Below are 15,367 nucleotides of genomic sequence, written 5' to 3'. Positions count from 1 at the left end.
TTTCTCGGGGCATTCCGCTATGGCCGAGCCCTCGGCCGGTGATTATCTGGCCGCCCGCCATGCAAGTTATATGAGCGATTATAAGGCGGGGTCGGAATATTACACCAAAGCATTGCTAAGTGACCCTTCAAATCCGGCGCTTTTGGAAAACGCAATGGTGTCATTTGTCGGGCTGGGGGATTTTGGCCGTGCGATCCCGGTTGCCCGCAAGATGGAATCCGACGGGATTGTCAGCCAGATTTCGCGAATGGTTCTGGTGGTCGCCCTGGCCAAGGCCGAGGACTATGACGGATTGCTTGCCAAGCTGGACAAAGGCGAAACCGTAGGGCCGCTGGTTGACGGTTTGATCGCGGCCTGGGCCGAGATCGCCAAAGGCAACAAGCCGGCGGCGATGGCCGGTTTTGACGAGGTTTCCCAAGGCAAGGGGATGCGCAGTTTCGGACTGTATCACAAGGCTCTGGCGCTGGCCTCGATCGGGGATTTTGAAGAAGCAGAGAAAATATTTGCCGGGGATGCTAGTGGACCAGTGCGCATTACCGTTGGCGGTGTTTTGGCACATGTCGAAATTCTGAGCCAACTGGGCCGGAATGAAGACGGGTTGGAAATTCTATCCAAGGTCTTTGGAGACGAGCCGGACCCGCGGGTTGCACAGTTGCGTGAGGCCCTGAAAGCCGGAGAAAAAGTGCCGTTTTCAATGGTGCATAATGCCAATGAAGGCATGGCCGGGGTTTTCTTTTCTGTGGCATCGGCGCTGAAAGGCGAAACCGATGATGGTTATACGCTGATTTACAGCCGCATGGCCGAACAACTGAACCCGGACCATATTGATGCCATCCTGTTAAGTGCCGGTATGCTGGAAAAGCTGGAACGTTACGATCTGGCGACAGATACCTATAACCGCGTGCCGCGCGATGACCCGTCATTTTTCGCCGCCGAACAGGGCCGTGCCGCATCAATGCGCAAGGCAGGCAAGGAAGAAGCCGCTCTCGAGGTGTTGCAGCAACTGACCAAAAGCCACGGCAACCTGCCGTCGGTCCATTCCGCTCTGGGCGATGCCTATCGTCAGCAAAAACGCTATGAAGAAGCTGCCGCAGCTTATGATCGTGCTGTTGAACTGTCAGGCAAGCCAACGCCGGATGACTGGTTTTTGTATTACGCCCGTGGCATCAGCCGCGAGAGGATTGATGACTGGGACAAGGCCGAGGCCGATTTTCGCCTGGCGCTGGAACTGAACCCGAACCAGCCGCAGGTTCTGAACTATCTGGGCTATTCGCTGCTGGAACATAATATCAAGCTGGACGAGGCGCTGAAAATGATCCAGCGCGCGGTTCTGGCGCAGCCGAATGATGGCTACATCACGGATTCCTTGGGATGGGCGCTGTTCCGGTTGGGGAAATATGATGATGCGATGAAATACATGCAACGCGCGGCAGAACTGACACCGGTTGACCCGATTGTCACCGATCATCTGGGCGATGCGCTGTGGGCCGTCGGTCGCAAGCTTGAGGCGCGGTTCCAGTGGCGCCGTGCGCTGTCTTACGAACCGGAACCCAAAGAGGTGACCCGCATCCGGCGCAAGCTGGAAGTGGGGCTGGACAAGGTGCTGGAAGAAGAGGGTGCAGATCCGATTCCGGTTGCGGCCAATGGTGATTAGGGCATTTGCCCCGGCCAAGATCAATCTGACGCTACATGTGACGGGCCAGCGGGCGGACGGGTATCATCTGCTGGATAGTCTGGTGGTGTTTGCCGATGTTGGCGATGTGGTGACAGCGACAGAGGGCAGGGGCCTGACGCTGGCTGTGACTGGCCCCGAGGCAGGCGGAGTGCCCGAGGGGGAGAGCAATTCCATACTGCAAGCCGCACGGTTTTTGGGCGTGGAGGATGTGGCGTTTGCGCTGGAAAAACACCTGCCAACAGCCGCCGGAATAGGCGGCGGCACGGCGGATGCGGCGGCAGCTTTGCAGGCGGCTGCGCAGTTGCGTGGTGTGGGTGTGCCCGCTGATGTATTGTCACTGGGGGCCGATGTGCCGGTGTGCCTGCGGGGCCATTCCGCACGTATGTCGGGGATTGGCGAAGAATTGGCGGATGTGGATGGCTTGCCTGATGTCTGGGCGGTTCTGGTCAACCCGCGCGTCGGGGTATCAACGCCCGAGGTTTTCAAAAGATTGCAATACAAGGATAATGCGCCGATGCCGGAGGATATACCGGTGTTTGAAACGGTACGGAATCTGGCTGGTTGGCTGGCGGATCAACGCAATGATCTAGAGGGGGCGGCGATAGAGGATCAGCCCAGGGTGGCCGAGGTTCTGGCGGCGTTGCGGCGTTTGAAGGGGCAATTGTTGACCCGCATGTCGGGGTCGGGGGCAACCTGTTTTGCCCTTTTCGGGGATGAACAAAGTGCCAAAGATGCGGCACAAGTAATTTCAGCGCAACACCCTGACTGGTGGGTTCGAAATACGCGACTGGGCAGAAAAAATCTTTGAAAGATTTTTCGCAAGGTTTTTTGGAAAACCCTTGGCCGTCCTTAATTTACCCGCGCAACCACATAATCGGCAATATCGCGCAGCATGCCGCGGATCGGGTCATCCGGTAGTTTATCCAGCGCCGCCTTGGCCTTCTCGGCCCATTCCAGTGCCACATCGCGTGTATCATCCAGCGCGCCGTGTTTGTGCAGCAGTTTAAGCGCAAATTCCAGATCACCCTCTTGCTGTTTGCCCTTTTCAATCGTGCGCACCCAGAATGCCCGTTCCTCGGCATCTGCTTTGGCTATCGCCTTGATCAGCGGCAGCGTTAGTTTGCGTTCGCGGAAATCGTCGCCGATGTTCTTTCCAATTGCCTCAGTACCTGCGAAATCCAGCAGGTCGTCAACAATCTGGAAGCTGATCCCCAGTGCGTCACCATAAGCATAAAGCGCCGCTGTCACGGTTTCATCCGCGCCTGCAATCACCCCGCCCACCTTGCAGGCCGCCGAAAACAGCGCTGCCGTTTTGCCGCGCACCACCTGCAGGTAAACATCTTCCGAGGTGGCCAGATCCTGGGCAGCGGTCAGTTGCAGCACCTCGCCTTCGGCAATGGTGGCCGAGGCATTGGCAAGGATATCCAGAACCGTCAATGATCCGGTTTCCACCATCAACTGGAAACTGCGCGAAAACAGGTAATCGCCTACCAGCACGCTGGATTTGTTATCCCACAGCAGGTTGGCGGTGGGCCGTCCGCGCCGCTGGTTGCTTTCGTCCACTACATCATCGTGCAGCAGGGTGGCGGTGTGGATGAATTCGACCGTGGCGGCCAGATGGATGTGAAAGGGGCCATCGTAGCCACACAATTTTGCCGCCGCCAGTGTCAGCATCGGGCGCAGGCGTTTGCCGCCGGCCTCGACCAGATGCGCTGTGACTTCGGGGATACGCGGGGCGTGTTCCGAGGCCATGCGGGTGCAGATCAGGTCATTCACCTGCGCCATTTCTGCGGCCAGATGCGCGCTTAGGCGTTCATGCGGTTTGTCTGCTGCGTGGTCCAGGCCCATAACTCTCTTGTCCGTTACTCGACAAACCCGCAGATTTGCCCTTATGTCGCTATATGAAAGAACTTTTGCGTACCAATGACATCACCGCCATTGCCTTTGCCAAGGCCCTTCTTGATGGCGAGGGTATAGACTGCTTTGAAATGGACGTAAATATGAGCGTGCTGGAAGGGGGCATTGGCATATTGCCGCGCCGCCTGATGGTGCGGCAGGCCGATCTGTTTCAGGCACGGGCGATCATGCGGGACAACGGGATTGAATGCGAGGGGCGCGGCTGATGGGGTTTGCTGAAACCGACCTGACCCATGACCGGTTTCTGGACGGGAAGTTGCACATATGGCAGCCTAAAACAGGCTATCACGCGGGCGTTGATCCGGTACTTTTGGCGGCCACGGTTCCGGCAATCGCCGGGGACAGCGTATTGGAACTGGGCTGTGGCGTGGGTGTGGCCAGCCTGTGCCTGTCGGCGAGGGTTTCGGGGCTGGATCTGACGGGGGTCGAGGTGCAGCCGGACTATGCCGAATTGGCGCAGCGTAACGCGGGTGAAAACGGGCATAAGATGGCGGTGCAGTGCGCCAACCTGCGTGCCCTGCCGGATGCAGTATTACAATGTAATTATGACCATGTGATTGCCAACCCGCCTTATTATCTGCGGAATTGCGGCACAGCGGCCACAGATGCTGGTCGCGAAACCGCACTGGGCGAGGCAACGCCGCTGGCTGACTGGATTGACGCGGCAACGCGGCGGTTGAAACCAAAGGGGCACCTGACTGTTATTCAGGATGCCGAGCGCCTGCCTGCGCTGCTGGGGGCGCTGGATGACCGGCTGGGCAGTATTCGGGTTCTGCCCCTGGCTCCGCGCGTTGGCCGCCCTGCACATCTGGTGATTTTGCAAGCCCGAAAAGGCGGGCGCGCTGCGTTCCGGTTATTGGCCCCTGCGGTGATGCACGAAGGGGCGGTACATGATGGTGACAGGGAAAGTTACACCCCGGAAATTCGCGCGGTTTTGCGCAACGGGGACGCTTTGGTGTTAGAATCGCGTTAAGGGAATATAAAGTTTTCCAATGTTTTCTAGGGATACGGGTGGGGGTGTTCTTGTTTTCGTGACATGCAGCCACGGTTGTGTCTCGAAAGTGGTGGAAATTGATTTCAGGCACCTCCGAGCGGGTTGAGTTATGCGCCGGTCAGGCGGCTTGGTCAAGGGTTGCGTCGGCGACGGGCTGAGCGAGCGTTTCCCAGCCATCGACCTTTCGCATGACGATCTGCCCCGAGGCCATCAGAGCCCAAAGCAGCATCGGCACGGTCTCGGCGCATGGCAGCACGGTCTGGGTCTTGATGCGGCGGCGGAATTCCTCGTTCAGGCGTTCGATCGCATTTGTCGTTCTGGCCGATTTCCACTGGCCTTGTGGCAGACGCGTGAAGGTGAAAAGCTTATCTCCTGCTTCTTCCAAGCTGTCAGCGACGGCCTTGCATTTCAGCCGCCATTTTCGCAGAAATGCCTTGCGGCGGGTGGCGATTTCCTCGGGTGTTTTGGCGTAGATCATGTCGCGGTAATCTTCTGTCAACTCATCATGCATACGCTTGGGTGCCTTGGCCAGAAGGTTGCGGTGCTTGTGCACCGTGCACCTCTGGATCGGCAGATCTTCACCCCAGAGGGCAATGAGAGCGACCTCAAGTCCCGGTGCCCCGTCCACGATGACAAATTCGGGCCGTTTCAACCCGCGCGCATCCAGATCGTTGATGAACTGACGCCAGGCGGAGGTGCTTTCGCCGCCCATGTTCATCAGTGATAACAAGACCTTCTGCCCATCCCGGCGCACGCCAATCGCGGCCAGAACCGAGATATTGGTGGCCTTCCTGTCAATCCGCGTTTTGATCACGGTGCCGTCCAGGATCAGCCGCACGATGTCTTCATCCGCAAGGCTGCGGGCGCACCACGCCTGCCAGTCCACCTTCACCTTGCGCCAGGCGCGGCTCACCACATCCTTGCTGACCGCCCCCTGAAACAGGCCGAACAGGGCGCGTTTTACCCGCCGTGTGTTGGTGCCCGAAAGGTAGACAGCAGCGATCAGCGCCTCGGCCTTCTTCGTCAGCCGCTGGTAGCGGGGCAATGCCTTCGAGCGCCATTCTCTGGCCTTGCCGGCCTCGCCTGTGATCCGCGCACGCGGCACGCGCACCGTTTCGGTTCCAAATGTTCCGACCAGTTGCCGCTCGCGATGCCCGTGGCGGTATCCGGCCTTTGCCCCGCCGCTGCGGCCATACCGGCAACGGCCCAGAAACTGCTCCAGCTCCTCTTCGAAAACCGCCTCGATCGTCGCGCGGATGTTCTGGCGCAGCCGGTCTTCAATCGGGTCATAGCCTGCTTCATTGGCCAGTAGCGCGGATGTCGATGTTGCTGTATTCTTTGTCATGGCGTGATCTCCTTGGCGGTTCCAGCCGCCGGTTGGGTGGCTTCGATGCACCCGGAGATTACGCCGTCCTCGAATTTCCACCAAACTCGCGACACTACCGCAGCCACATCTATGATGGACTGTATATGTGTAAAAACAAAACAAGGGAGAACGACTTATGACCATGAGTTCACACCTAAACGAACTCCGCAAAAAACATCAAAATCTCTCGGAAATGGTTGAGCAGGAACAGCGCAACCCGGGCACAGACGCCCTGTATATCGTCGATCTCAAGAAACAGAAACTGCGACTTAAGGAAGAGTTTTCGCGTCTCTCCTCGTAGCAGGATTGTCTGACACCGTGGCTTTGGCGCGCGCCGCCAAGGCTGCACCGAAAGTGATCAAAAGGGCTGCCAACAGCAGCGCCCAAGTGGGTTTTGCTATACCCGCAATCACCAGCACCAGCGTTGACAGCAACGGGGCCGCATAGGATACGACGCCCAGTAACTGGATGTTGCCTTGCTTGACGCCGATGTCCCAGACGTAAAATGCCAGCCCGACAGGGCCGATGCCAAGCGCCACGATTGCGCCCCATCCCAGCGTGGTGGCAGGCCAGACAGTGGTTTCCAGCGCCAGATGCGCCAGCGTGGACAGGGCGGCGGTCAACAGGCAAAAGATGGCAACGCTATTGGTCGGGATGTCGCCCAGACGGCGTGACAATACCGAATAACCGGCCCACGTCAGGGCGCAAAGCAGGGCCAGCCCGTAGCCGGTGAAGGCATCGGCCTGAAACCCTTCGCCACCATTCAGAACGATCAACGCCGCCCCGGCAAAGCTGATGATCGCTCCGATAATGTGGTTCTTGTGCAAATGTTCCCCCGGCAACAAGCCTGAAAACAGCACGATCAACAGCGGCCATAGATAGGCGATCAGACCGGCCTCGGCAGCAGGTGCCAAGCGCAGGGCGGAAAAATACAGGAAGTGATAACCAAACAGCCCCGCCGTGCCAAAAGCGTAAACGCGCCAGTTGATCCGGCGTAGGCGGCTCAACCCGCCGGAGGCCGCATTCCAGATCAACCCGATTGTGCCACCAATAGCGAAGCAAATCGCGGTCAGCTGGAAGGGTGGCACGGGGGCGGTGCCGACAGTCAGCAATGCCAGCAGAGACCACAGCAGCACCGCGATAAATCCGATTTGGGTGGCGCGGGTCCGGGTCATAGTTTGATATCCTTTTGGTCGACAAACCGGCGGGGTTCGCGGCATTTGTGCATGGCGGCGACCTCTTTCAAAACCCATTCGATAAAGGCTTTGATGTGCGGCCGGTTCTCGGCCCCTTCAGGGCAAACGATACGGTAGCGCGCAGTCACCGCGATGGCCAGCGGGAAGGGCGCGACCAACTGGTTATCCCGTAACGCCCGTTCGGTCAGCGAATAGCGACCCAGTACCACGCCAGTTCCGGCGATGGCTGCATCATTGGCGTGGTCGGATTGTGAAAACCGCGGCCCCCCTTCGGGCGGAGGCCCCAAACCCTGTTCATGAAACCATGTGTTCCAATTCGAGGACTGTTTGATAAAGGTGAAATCATCCTGATGCAGCAAGGTGGCATTGCGTAAATCCTTAGGCGTGCGGATCACTTTGGCCATTTCGGGCGACATCATCGGTGTCATCCACTCATAGATAATGTCTTTGCTATACAGCCCGTCGTCCGGTCCTTCGCCAAACCGGATCGCCACATCCACCTCGTCACGGTCAAAATCGATCAGGCGCAGGGTGGCGGCAAAGCGCAATTCGATGTCGGGGTGACTTTGGGCGAAATCATACATGCGGGGCGCTAGCCATTTGGCTGTGAATGCCGGGCCGGCGGTGATGGTCAGCGTCTGCGAATCTGTTAAGCGCTGCACATTTTTCCACGCGGCGTTCAATGTGGCAAAGCCTTCGCTGGTGGCAGGGGCCAAAAGGCGGCCTGCTTTGGTTAGTTCCACAGCGCGGTTCAGGCGGCGGAACACGGGTTGGCCAAGATGTTCTTCCAGCGATTTGATCTGAAAGCTCAGCGCGGCGGGGGTGACGTTCAATTCATCCGCCGCTGCGGCAAAGCTCATGTGGCGTGCCGCAGCCTCAAAGGCGCGCAGGGCGGTTAACGGGGGTAGGCGGGTGCTCATACCAGTTAAGTAAATCTTATCTGATGCTCTGAAAAGACTCGTTTGTAAGGTTTCTTTTGAGGTGTCACATTAAAGCAAGTTAAATGAAACTATCCCGTCAGGAGGTTGCAATGCTGATGATCACGTCTGATCCGAAAATCAAGGAACTGGTTTCCAAAGGTCGCAAAGAGCGCAGCCGCGCGTTTTGACGGGTGATTTCCAAGGGTTCCTCTGCCGCTCGTCCAAAGGTCGTTACGGCATTGGAAAAAGGGGCAGCGCCAGCGCAGCGTTGCCCCGACTGTTCCTAAGTCAGATACTGCCCGCCATTGGCTGTCAAGGTTGAACCGGTGATGAAACCGGAGTCATCCGAGGCCAGAAAGGTGACGCAGCGGGCTATTTCGTCGGCCTCGCCCAAGCGGCCCACAGGGATTTGCGCGATGATGCTGTCGCGCACCTTTTCCGGCACGGCCATAACCATTTCAGTGCCGATATAGCCCGGGCAGATGGTGTTCACGGTGATGCCTTTGAACGCACCTTCCTGCGCCAAAGCCTTGGTAAAGCCGATGTCGCCAGCCTTGGCGGCGGAATAATTCGCCTGCCCCATCTGCCCCTTTTGGCCGTTGATCGAACTGATGTTGATCACGCGTCCGAAATTACGATCACGCATTCCGTTCCAGACCGGGTGGGTCATGTTGAATACACCGTTCAGGTTGGTGTCCATCACCTCTTGCCATTGCTCGCGGGTCATTTTGTGGAACATGCCATCGCGTGTGATACCGGCGTTGTTGACCAGAATTTCCACCGAACCCAGATCGGATTCGACCTGGGCGATACCGGCGACGCAGGCATCGTAATCTGCCACAGACCATTTGTAGGTGGGGATTCCCGTGTCCTTGGTGAAGGTCGCGGCGGCAGCGTCATTGCCCGCGTATGTGGCCGCGACTTTGTATCCGGCATCCTGCAAAGCAATGGAAATGGCGGCGCCGATTCCGCGCGTGCCGCCAGTAACAAGGGCAACTCTGGTCATGTTCGTCTCCAAATCGGGCGCGCAATCAAGTTGCGCTAGGTTGATCCATCACGCAACATTCTTGCGTGATGGATTTCCTTTACCCGCGTTCGACGCAGAGCGCAACACCCATTCCGCCGCCGATGCACAAAGTTGCCAAACCTTTTTTGGCGTCGCGGCGGACCATTTCAAACAGCAGGGTGTTCAGGATGCGACAGCCCGAGGCCCCGATGGGGTGGCCGATGGCAATTGCGCCGCCGTTGACGTTGACGATTTCGGGATCCCAGCCCATGTCTTTGTTGACGGCGCAGGCCTGTGCGGCAAAGGCTTCGTTCGCTTCGACCAGATCGAGGTCCTCGGGTTTCCAGCCTGCAATTTCAAGGGCTTTGCGGCTGGCACCGATCGGGCCAACACCCATAATCGAGGGGTCAACACCGACAGTGGCGTATGACGCAATGCGTGCCATCGGAGTGATGCCGCGCTTATCGGCGTTGTCGGCGGACATCAGCAAAACGGCGGCTGCACCATCGTTGATGCCGCTGGCATTGGCGGCTGTGACAGTACCGTTTTCACGCACAAAGGCGGGGCGCAGTTTTTGCATTGCTTCCATTGTGGCGCCGTGGCGAATGTACTCATCCGAATCAACCACGGTTTCGCCTTTGCGGGTTTTCACGGTGAAAGGTGTGATTTCATCAGCGAACTTGCCCGCTTTTTGCGCTGCTTCGGCCTTGTTCTGGCTGGCGACCGCGAATTCATCCTGCATTTCACGGCTGATCTGCCACTTGTTGGCAACATTTTCGGCGGTCTGGCCCATATGGTAGCCGTTGAAGGCATCCCACAACCCGTCGCGGATCATGCTGTCGATATATTGCATGTCCCCCATTTTCTGACCTTTGCGCAGGTTGGCGACATGGGGGGAAAGCGACATGTTTTCCTGCCCGCCAGCGGCCACAATTTCGGCGTCACCCAACCTGATTTGCTGCGCGCCCAATGCCACAGCCCGAAGGCCGGAACCGCAAACCTGATTGATGCCCCAGGCGGCGGATTCGATTGGCAGGCCGGCGTTGATGTGGGCCTGACGGGCCGGGTTTTGCCCCTGACCCGCCGTCAGAACCTGCCCGAGGATGGTTTCCGAAACCTCGCCTTTTTCTATACCCGCGCGTTCGACGATGGCTTCCAGAACTGTAGCGCCCAGATCATGTGCGGGTGTATTGGCGAAGGAACCAAGGAAACTGCCTACAGCGGTTCGGGATGCGGATGCAATTACGATATTTGTCATTTTGACTGTCCTCTTTGCTGGAATTTTTTTTAGAGGCCAGACCTGCCGTGCCCCCCGTGTTGTGCCCAGTGTTAGGAGATTTGATGCAATGCGGCAATAGGTGTGTATATTTGAATTATGCGCGTCTTTCCTGATCCGCGACATGCCATGGTGGTGTTATCGTCGGAGCCCCGAAGTGGTACCCTTGCAGGCAATAAACACCAATTTTCCGAAGAAATTCGGCATCTTCTGCGGTTTCGACACATTCAGCGACGGTGAACATTTCGAACTGTTCTGCAATTGAAACCAGTGCCTGTGTCAGTACCTGATTATCCGTATCATCCTGAATGTTGCGGATGAACTGGCCATCAATTTTTACGATATCAAAGTAGAAATTCTTGATGAATCGAAAGGCCGTATATCCCGCGCCGAAATCATCCAGTGCAAAAGAAATACCCAATGCTTGCAAATCGCGCATGAAGGCTGTGACGATGTCGGGCATCAGCATGGCCGAGGATTCGGTAATTTCCAGAATGAGCCGTTCTGCGATGGTCTCATCCTGAGAGATTCCATAATTCAAAATCTGCATCCACCTTGGATAGCCGATTGAACGGGCGGACATATTTATGGACAGGCGTAATGTGGGTTCTTGTGCCAATGCTTCAAGCCCCAGTTCCAAAGCGTGGCAATCCAGTACCCGCCCCATTTCATCGGTTTCCACCACTTCAATAAAGTCACGAGCGGGTATAATGCGGCCGGTATCGTCCAACACACGGATCAACCCTTCGTAAAACGCGGGTGTATTGGGGGTAACGGCACTAACGACAGGTTGATAGGCCAGCATCACCTGTTTGCGCTGCAAGGCAGCGCGAACCATCTGGATGGTATCCTTGTCGCGCTCGCGCGTGGCGAAATCCAGCGGGTTGTCCAGTCTTGCCGCTGTATCTGGATTTGTAGGATTGGTGTTTGAAGGCATTTGATTCTCCGTCACGTGCAGGGACACAATGGGGCCATAGCGCCTAACAACAAGTAAAGATTCACATTTTGTTCTAATTGTACTAAAATGCATGAATGTAACGTAACTAATGGGAAACAGGAAAAAATATGGGAAATAGATGTGCATGGGCTGGAGAACAGCAGATTTATATTTCCTATCATGATGATGAATGGGGTGTCCCCGAGTATGACAGCCGCGCCTTGTGGGAGAAACTGATACTGGACGGGTTTCAGGCCGGCCTTAGCTGGATCACCATCCTGAAGAAGCGCGACAATTTTCGCACGGCGTTTGCGGGATTCGATCCTGATGTGATTGCCGGATGGGGCGATGAGGATGTGGAAAGGTTACTGCAGGATGCAGGCATCGTACGCCATCGCGGCAAGATCGAGGCGACGATTGGGAATGCAAAAGCATGGCAAGCGATCGAGGAGCGCGAAGGGTTTGATACGTTCCTGTGGAACTATGTGGATGGCAAGCCGATCCAGAACCGGTACGAAACGATGGCCGAGGTTCCGGCACAAACGCCCCTGTCGGTGCAGATATCGAAGGATTTGAAAAAGGCCGGATTCCGGTTTTGCGGCCCGACGATTGTTTATGCTTTTATGCAGGCGGTGGGTATGGTGAATGACCACGAGATCGGCTGCCCTTGCCATGACAGAGTGGCAAAGCTGGCCCGTTAAGGGCTGATCAGCGACTGGATGATGGCGAATGTGCTGTCGGTATCCCATTCCGCACCGCCGGTCAGTCGGGCGATTTCCTGACCCTCGGGGTTCAGGATCACCGAAACAGGCAGGCCCAGAACGCCCATGCTGTGGGCAAGCGTTTGTTTGGGGTCCAGCAGGATCGGCAGGCTGGTAACACCAGCGGTGGCAAAGAATTTCTTGATTGCTGGAACGGTATTGCGGCCAGTAGCGATGGTGACGACTTTGAAATTATCGCTGCCCATTTGTTTCTGGAGCCGGTCCAGCGATGGCATTTCCTTGCGGCACGGCGGGCACCATGTGGCCCAGATGTTCACCAGCACATATTTGCCTTTGTATTCGGCCAGTGTGTGTTCCTTGCCGTCTGCATCGGTAAAGGGTGTGGTGATGGCAGGCTTGGCCGTTTCATGGAACGCCAGTTTCAGCATCAGCCCTTCGGCCAGCGGGTGCGGGCCGCTCAGGCCGGTGCTTTGGGTCACCTCTTCAGGGGCCGGTTGCAGGCCCAGCACGCCTTTGACGGCCTCAATATTGCTGACCGCATAGATTGCACCAGCAGCGATTGCCGCATATAGGATGGCTGAACGTAACTGCATATCAATTCTCCGGGTGCCGATGATGACCGAAACTAGCAAAGATAACGCAAAAGCCAACACCATGTGGGGTGGTCGGTTTGCCGCAGGGCCGGACGCGATCATGGAGGCGATCAATGCCTCGATCGGGTTCGATCAGCGGATGGCCAAGCAGGACATCGAAGGCTCGCGTGCCCATGCCGCGATGTTGGCGGCGACGGGTATCATCACTGATACGGATGCAGCGGCGATAAGGGAAGGGCTTCTCACGGTATTGTCAGAGATCGAAAGCGGCACGTTTGAATTTTCAACGGCGCTCGAGGATATCCATATGAACGTGGAATCCCGCCTGAAGGATCTGATTGGCGAGCCGGCGGGGCGGCTGCACACCGCCCGGTCGCGCAACGATCAGGTGGCGCTGGATTTTCGCATGTGGGTGCGCGACCAGACAGATGCGGCGATCACCGGATTGCAGGCACTAATGAAGGCGCTGTTAACGCAGGCCGAGGCAGGTGCGGATTGGGTGATGCCCGGTTTCACCCATTTGCAAGTGGCCCAGCCGGTCACTTGGGGCCATCACATGATGGCCTATGTGGAAATGTTCGGCCGCGATATGAGCCGCTTTGCCGATGCACGCAAACGCATGAACCTGTCACCCTTGGGCGCGGCGGCGCTGGCGGGCACGTCCTTTCCGATTGACCGGCATATGACGGCACAGGCGCTGGGCTTTGACGCGCCAGCCCCTAATTCGCTGGACGCTGTAGCGGATCGGGATTTTGCGTTGGAGTATCTGGCCGCATGTTCGATAACTGCAATGCACCTGTCGCGGTTTTCAGAAGAATTGGTGATCTGGTCCTCGGCTCAGTTTCGATTTGTGCAATTGTCGGACCGGTTTTCCACCGGATCAAGCATCATGCCGCAAAAGAAAAACCCCGATGCGGCGGAACTGATCCGTGCCAAGATCGGGCGAATTATGGGGGCGATGGTCGGGCTGTTCACGGTGATGAAGGGCCTGCCGCTGACCTATTCCAAGGACATGCAGGAAGACAAGGAACAGGTGTTTGATGCCGCCGACAGCCTGATGCTGGCACTGGCCGCGATGACCGGCATGGTCAGCGATATGAACGCAAATGTCGAAGAGTTGGAGCGCGCGGCGGCCACAGGCTTTTCCACTGCTACCGATCTGGCCGACTGGCTGGTGCGCGAACTGGGGATGCCGTTTCGCGAGGCGCACCATGTAACCGGCACGCTGGTGGCGCTGGCCGAGGGCAAGGGCTGTGATTTGCCCGACCTGTCGCTGGATGATATGCAAGGCGTACATAAAAACATCAACGCGGGTGTGTTTGATGTGCTGGGCGTGCACAATTCGGTCGCCAGCCGAACCAGTTACGGCGGCACGGCCCCAAGCGAAGTGCGCAAGCAGATCGCCCGCTGGAAAGAGGCGTTGAAATGAGAGCAGTTTTAGCAATGATCGCTTTGGCGGTGCTGGCCGCCTGTGGCGCGGATGGTGAACCGGTGCGCCCGTCTGTGAATGCCGGTGTAGCGGTGACGCCCAGCGGGGTGCATCCTTCGGTTTCTGTGGGCACACATGTCGGGCCGATAAACGTCAGTATCGGGCTATAACACCCAGCGAAACGCCCGTTTCAGTTCCGCCACACCATTTTTGTCATACCAGCGCCCATGCGCCAGAATAATGTGTTCCGGCCCCCAGCCGATCATCTTTTCGACCTCGGTGCGCAGCAACTCGCGATGTTTTGAAAAGGTCATGCGCATGTCACGCGGCATCTGGCCGTCGGGGTCTTGAATGCGGCCCCATTTGGTCAGGATACGCAGGAACCAGCCCAGCTTGTCCGGCTCAAAGTTTTCAATCAGATCGGTCAGGATCAGGGTTTTCGAGGCCTTGTGAAAGAACACCGCCTCGCGGTGAATCTTGCTGCCTTCAACAATCATCTGTTCGATCTGGCCTGCCCATGCGGCGGGCGGGATCTGGGTCAGATCCTCGTCAAAGCGCAGGGTCATCCCGTGTTTTCTGGCCCGTTTCATCACACCGGGGCAGCATAGGCACGGGCCTTGGGAAAGGATTTTTGCCATTCGGCGATATAGGCATAGTGAATCCAGTTGGGGGCAATCAGGTGACAGACGGGGCCGAGGGCGGCCACTTCTTCCCGCAGGCTGTCGCAGATTTTGGTGGGGGAGTGCAGCCAGATATCACCGTTTTCCAGCCGCACAACGGTCATGCGGGTGGAAAACCCGACGCCATAGAATTTGATCGCCGGCCCATCGACAATCCAGATATTATCGGCGACAGGTTTCAGGGTGTTCAGGGGGGCATACGGCTTTGTCATATTTGCCCCAATCCGCGATGGCACAGCATAATGACATAAGCCGCCAAAATCGCATCCAGTATTTCGATTAATCCCAGCAATAACGGGATCGGATCAGGGGTGGCGGGAAACACATGCCCCAGATCAAGCAAGACCACAAAGGTATATCCCCAACCGGCAATGATTCCGCCGATGGCGGCCGTTTTGCTGTCACGCAGCAGGCCGATGGCCGAGGCAACTGCCCCAATTCCCAGCAAAACCAGAAACACGTTGAAGCCCCAGAACACCGGCCCGCCAAGGCCGGAAAAATCGCGGGTTTCGACCGGGCCGCCGGGCACAAGGGTGATGAAGGTGAGCACCAGGGCCAGCAACAGTTTGCCGGCAGGGCGAAAATACGGACGGGTGTCATCGGGCCATCCCGATTGGCGCTGATGGGTGTCATACGAAGCAGAAGACATTTTAGAA

At 57.2% G+C, this 15,367-nt stretch carries 19 protein-coding genes; 8 read left to right on the top strand and 11 right to left on the bottom strand.

The annotated features are described in order from the left end of the window. The first annotated feature begins 19 nt into the window (after positions 1–19). Together ACQY4M_RS14325 and ACQY4M_RS14320 are read left to right on the top strand one after the other, a co-directional pair. Positions 20–1,654, top strand: a complete 1,635-nt coding sequence (locus tag ACQY4M_RS14325) for a tetratricopeptide repeat protein (protein WP_428545414.1) — start codon at positions 20–22, stop codon at positions 1,652–1,654. Next, positions 1,647–2,483: a 4-(cytidine 5'-diphospho)-2-C-methyl-D-erythritol kinase gene (locus tag ACQY4M_RS14320; protein ID WP_428545640.1), complete on the top strand. Its 837-nt coding sequence runs from the start codon at positions 1,647–1,649 to the stop codon at positions 2,481–2,483. Before ACQY4M_RS14325 ends, ACQY4M_RS14320 begins: the two co-directional genes overlap by 8 nt. Before the next feature lie 41 nt (positions 2,484–2,524). On the opposite strand, the gene ACQY4M_RS14315 is transcribed toward ACQY4M_RS14320, so the two are convergent. After that, positions 2,525–3,523 (bottom strand): polyprenyl synthetase family protein, encoded by a 999-nt coding sequence (locus ACQY4M_RS14315; RefSeq protein ID WP_428545411.1) that lies wholly within the window; start codon positions 3,521–3,523, stop codon positions 2,525–2,527. A 53-nt stretch (positions 3,524–3,576) separates the two neighbouring features. Here ACQY4M_RS14315 and ACQY4M_RS14310 point away from each other — a divergent pair, with 53 nt between their 5' ends. Together ACQY4M_RS14310 and ACQY4M_RS14305 are read left to right on the top strand one after the other, a co-directional pair. Beyond that, positions 3,577–3,798: a DUF2007 domain-containing protein gene (locus ACQY4M_RS14310; RefSeq protein WP_428545408.1), complete on the top strand. Its 222-nt coding sequence runs from the start codon at positions 3,577–3,579 to the stop codon at positions 3,796–3,798. Next, entirely contained in the window at positions 3,798–4,565 is a 768-nt protein-coding gene (locus ACQY4M_RS14305; RefSeq protein ID WP_428545405.1) for a tRNA1(Val) (adenine(37)-N6)-methyltransferase, read from the top strand. The genes ACQY4M_RS14310 and ACQY4M_RS14305 overlap by 1 nt, the downstream gene beginning before the upstream one ends. A gap of 139 nt (positions 4,566–4,704) precedes the next feature. On the opposite strand, the gene ACQY4M_RS14300 is transcribed toward ACQY4M_RS14305, so the two are convergent. Continuing rightward, positions 4,705–5,931 (bottom strand): IS256 family transposase, encoded by a 1,227-nt coding sequence (locus ACQY4M_RS14300; RefSeq protein ID WP_428539582.1) that lies wholly within the window; start codon positions 5,929–5,931, stop codon positions 4,705–4,707. A gap of 157 nt (positions 5,932–6,088) precedes the next feature. Here ACQY4M_RS14300 and ACQY4M_RS14295 point away from each other — a divergent pair, with 157 nt between their 5' ends. Further along, positions 6,089–6,253: a YdcH family protein gene (locus tag ACQY4M_RS14295; RefSeq protein ID WP_428545402.1), complete on the top strand. Its 165-nt coding sequence runs from the start codon at positions 6,089–6,091 to the stop codon at positions 6,251–6,253. Here the strand turns inward: ACQY4M_RS14295 and yddG are convergent. From yddG to ACQY4M_RS14270, 5 genes are all read right to left on the bottom strand, one after another. Further along, entirely contained in the window at positions 6,222–7,127 is a 906-nt protein-coding gene (gene yddG, locus ACQY4M_RS14290; protein WP_428545399.1) for an aromatic amino acid exporter YddG, read from the bottom strand. The genes ACQY4M_RS14295 and yddG overlap by 32 nt on opposite strands. Beyond that, positions 7,124–8,068, bottom strand: a complete 945-nt coding sequence (gcvA, locus tag ACQY4M_RS14285) for a transcriptional regulator GcvA (RefSeq protein WP_428545396.1) — start codon at positions 8,066–8,068, stop codon at positions 7,124–7,126. Before gcvA ends, yddG begins: the two co-directional genes overlap by 4 nt. Positions 8,069–8,351: 283 nt before the next feature. Further along, positions 8,352–9,074 (bottom strand): beta-ketoacyl-ACP reductase, encoded by a 723-nt coding sequence (locus tag ACQY4M_RS14280; RefSeq protein ID WP_428545393.1) that lies wholly within the window; start codon positions 9,072–9,074, stop codon positions 8,352–8,354. Between the two features lie 79 nt (positions 9,075–9,153). Beyond that, positions 9,154–10,332, bottom strand: a complete 1,179-nt coding sequence (locus tag ACQY4M_RS14275) for an acetyl-CoA C-acetyltransferase (protein ID WP_428545390.1) — start codon at positions 10,330–10,332, stop codon at positions 9,154–9,156. Between the two features lie 115 nt (positions 10,333–10,447). Beyond that, positions 10,448–11,287 (bottom strand): EAL domain-containing protein, encoded by an 840-nt coding sequence (locus ACQY4M_RS14270; protein ID WP_428545387.1) that lies wholly within the window; start codon positions 11,285–11,287, stop codon positions 10,448–10,450. A gap of 128 nt (positions 11,288–11,415) precedes the next feature. Here ACQY4M_RS14270 and ACQY4M_RS14265 point away from each other — a divergent pair, with 128 nt between their 5' ends. Continuing rightward, positions 11,416–11,988 (top strand): DNA-3-methyladenine glycosylase I, encoded by a 573-nt coding sequence (locus ACQY4M_RS14265; RefSeq protein ID WP_428545384.1) that lies wholly within the window; start codon positions 11,416–11,418, stop codon positions 11,986–11,988. Here ACQY4M_RS14265 and ACQY4M_RS14260 read toward each other — a convergent pair. After that, entirely contained in the window at positions 11,985–12,602 is a 618-nt protein-coding gene (locus ACQY4M_RS14260) for a TlpA disulfide reductase family protein (protein WP_428545381.1), read from the bottom strand. The two genes, ACQY4M_RS14265 and ACQY4M_RS14260, sit on opposite strands and share 4 nt — an antisense overlap. A gap of 22 nt (positions 12,603–12,624) precedes the next feature. Between ACQY4M_RS14260 and argH the strand changes: the two genes are divergently transcribed. Together argH and ACQY4M_RS14250 are read left to right on the top strand one after the other, a co-directional pair. After that, on the top strand, positions 12,625–14,031 hold the full coding sequence (gene argH / locus ACQY4M_RS14255) for an argininosuccinate lyase (protein WP_428545378.1): 1,407 nt from the start codon (positions 12,625–12,627) through the stop codon (positions 14,029–14,031). Beyond that, the gene (locus ACQY4M_RS14250; protein WP_428545375.1) at positions 14,028–14,201 is read left to right on the top strand and encodes a hypothetical protein; all 174 of its coding nucleotides are present in this window, start codon (positions 14,028–14,030) and stop codon (positions 14,199–14,201) included. Before argH ends, ACQY4M_RS14250 begins: the two co-directional genes overlap by 4 nt. On the opposite strand, the gene ACQY4M_RS14245 is transcribed toward ACQY4M_RS14250, so the two are convergent. Genes ACQY4M_RS14245 through ACQY4M_RS14235 form a run of 3 tightly spaced genes read right to left on the bottom strand, consistent with a single transcriptional unit; the run spans position 14,196 to position 15,360 of the window. Next, positions 14,196–14,621 carry a hypothetical protein gene (locus ACQY4M_RS14245; protein ID WP_428545372.1) on the bottom strand — a complete coding sequence of 142 codons (426 nt, stop codon included), beginning with the start codon at positions 14,619–14,621 and terminating at the stop codon, positions 14,196–14,198. The genes ACQY4M_RS14250 and ACQY4M_RS14245 overlap by 6 nt on opposite strands. Further along, positions 14,621–14,923 (bottom strand): DUF4336 domain-containing protein, encoded by a 303-nt coding sequence (locus tag ACQY4M_RS14240; RefSeq protein WP_428545369.1) that lies wholly within the window; start codon positions 14,921–14,923, stop codon positions 14,621–14,623. The genes ACQY4M_RS14245 and ACQY4M_RS14240 overlap by 1 nt, the downstream gene beginning before the upstream one ends. Continuing rightward, positions 14,920–15,360 carry a hypothetical protein gene (locus ACQY4M_RS14235; protein WP_428545366.1) on the bottom strand — a complete coding sequence of 147 codons (441 nt, stop codon included), beginning with the start codon at positions 15,358–15,360 and terminating at the stop codon, positions 14,920–14,922. Before ACQY4M_RS14235 ends, ACQY4M_RS14240 begins: the two co-directional genes overlap by 4 nt. Positions 15,361–15,367: the final 7 nt, after the last annotated feature.

Origin of the sequence: Profundibacter sp. (assembly GCF_965277155.1) — a bacterium.
Classification (GTDB): domain Bacteria; phylum Pseudomonadota; class Alphaproteobacteria; order Rhodobacterales; family Rhodobacteraceae; genus Profundibacter.
The sequence above is the reverse complement of the archived record's forward strand: the minus strand, read 5'-3'. Positions and strand labels throughout refer to the sequence as shown.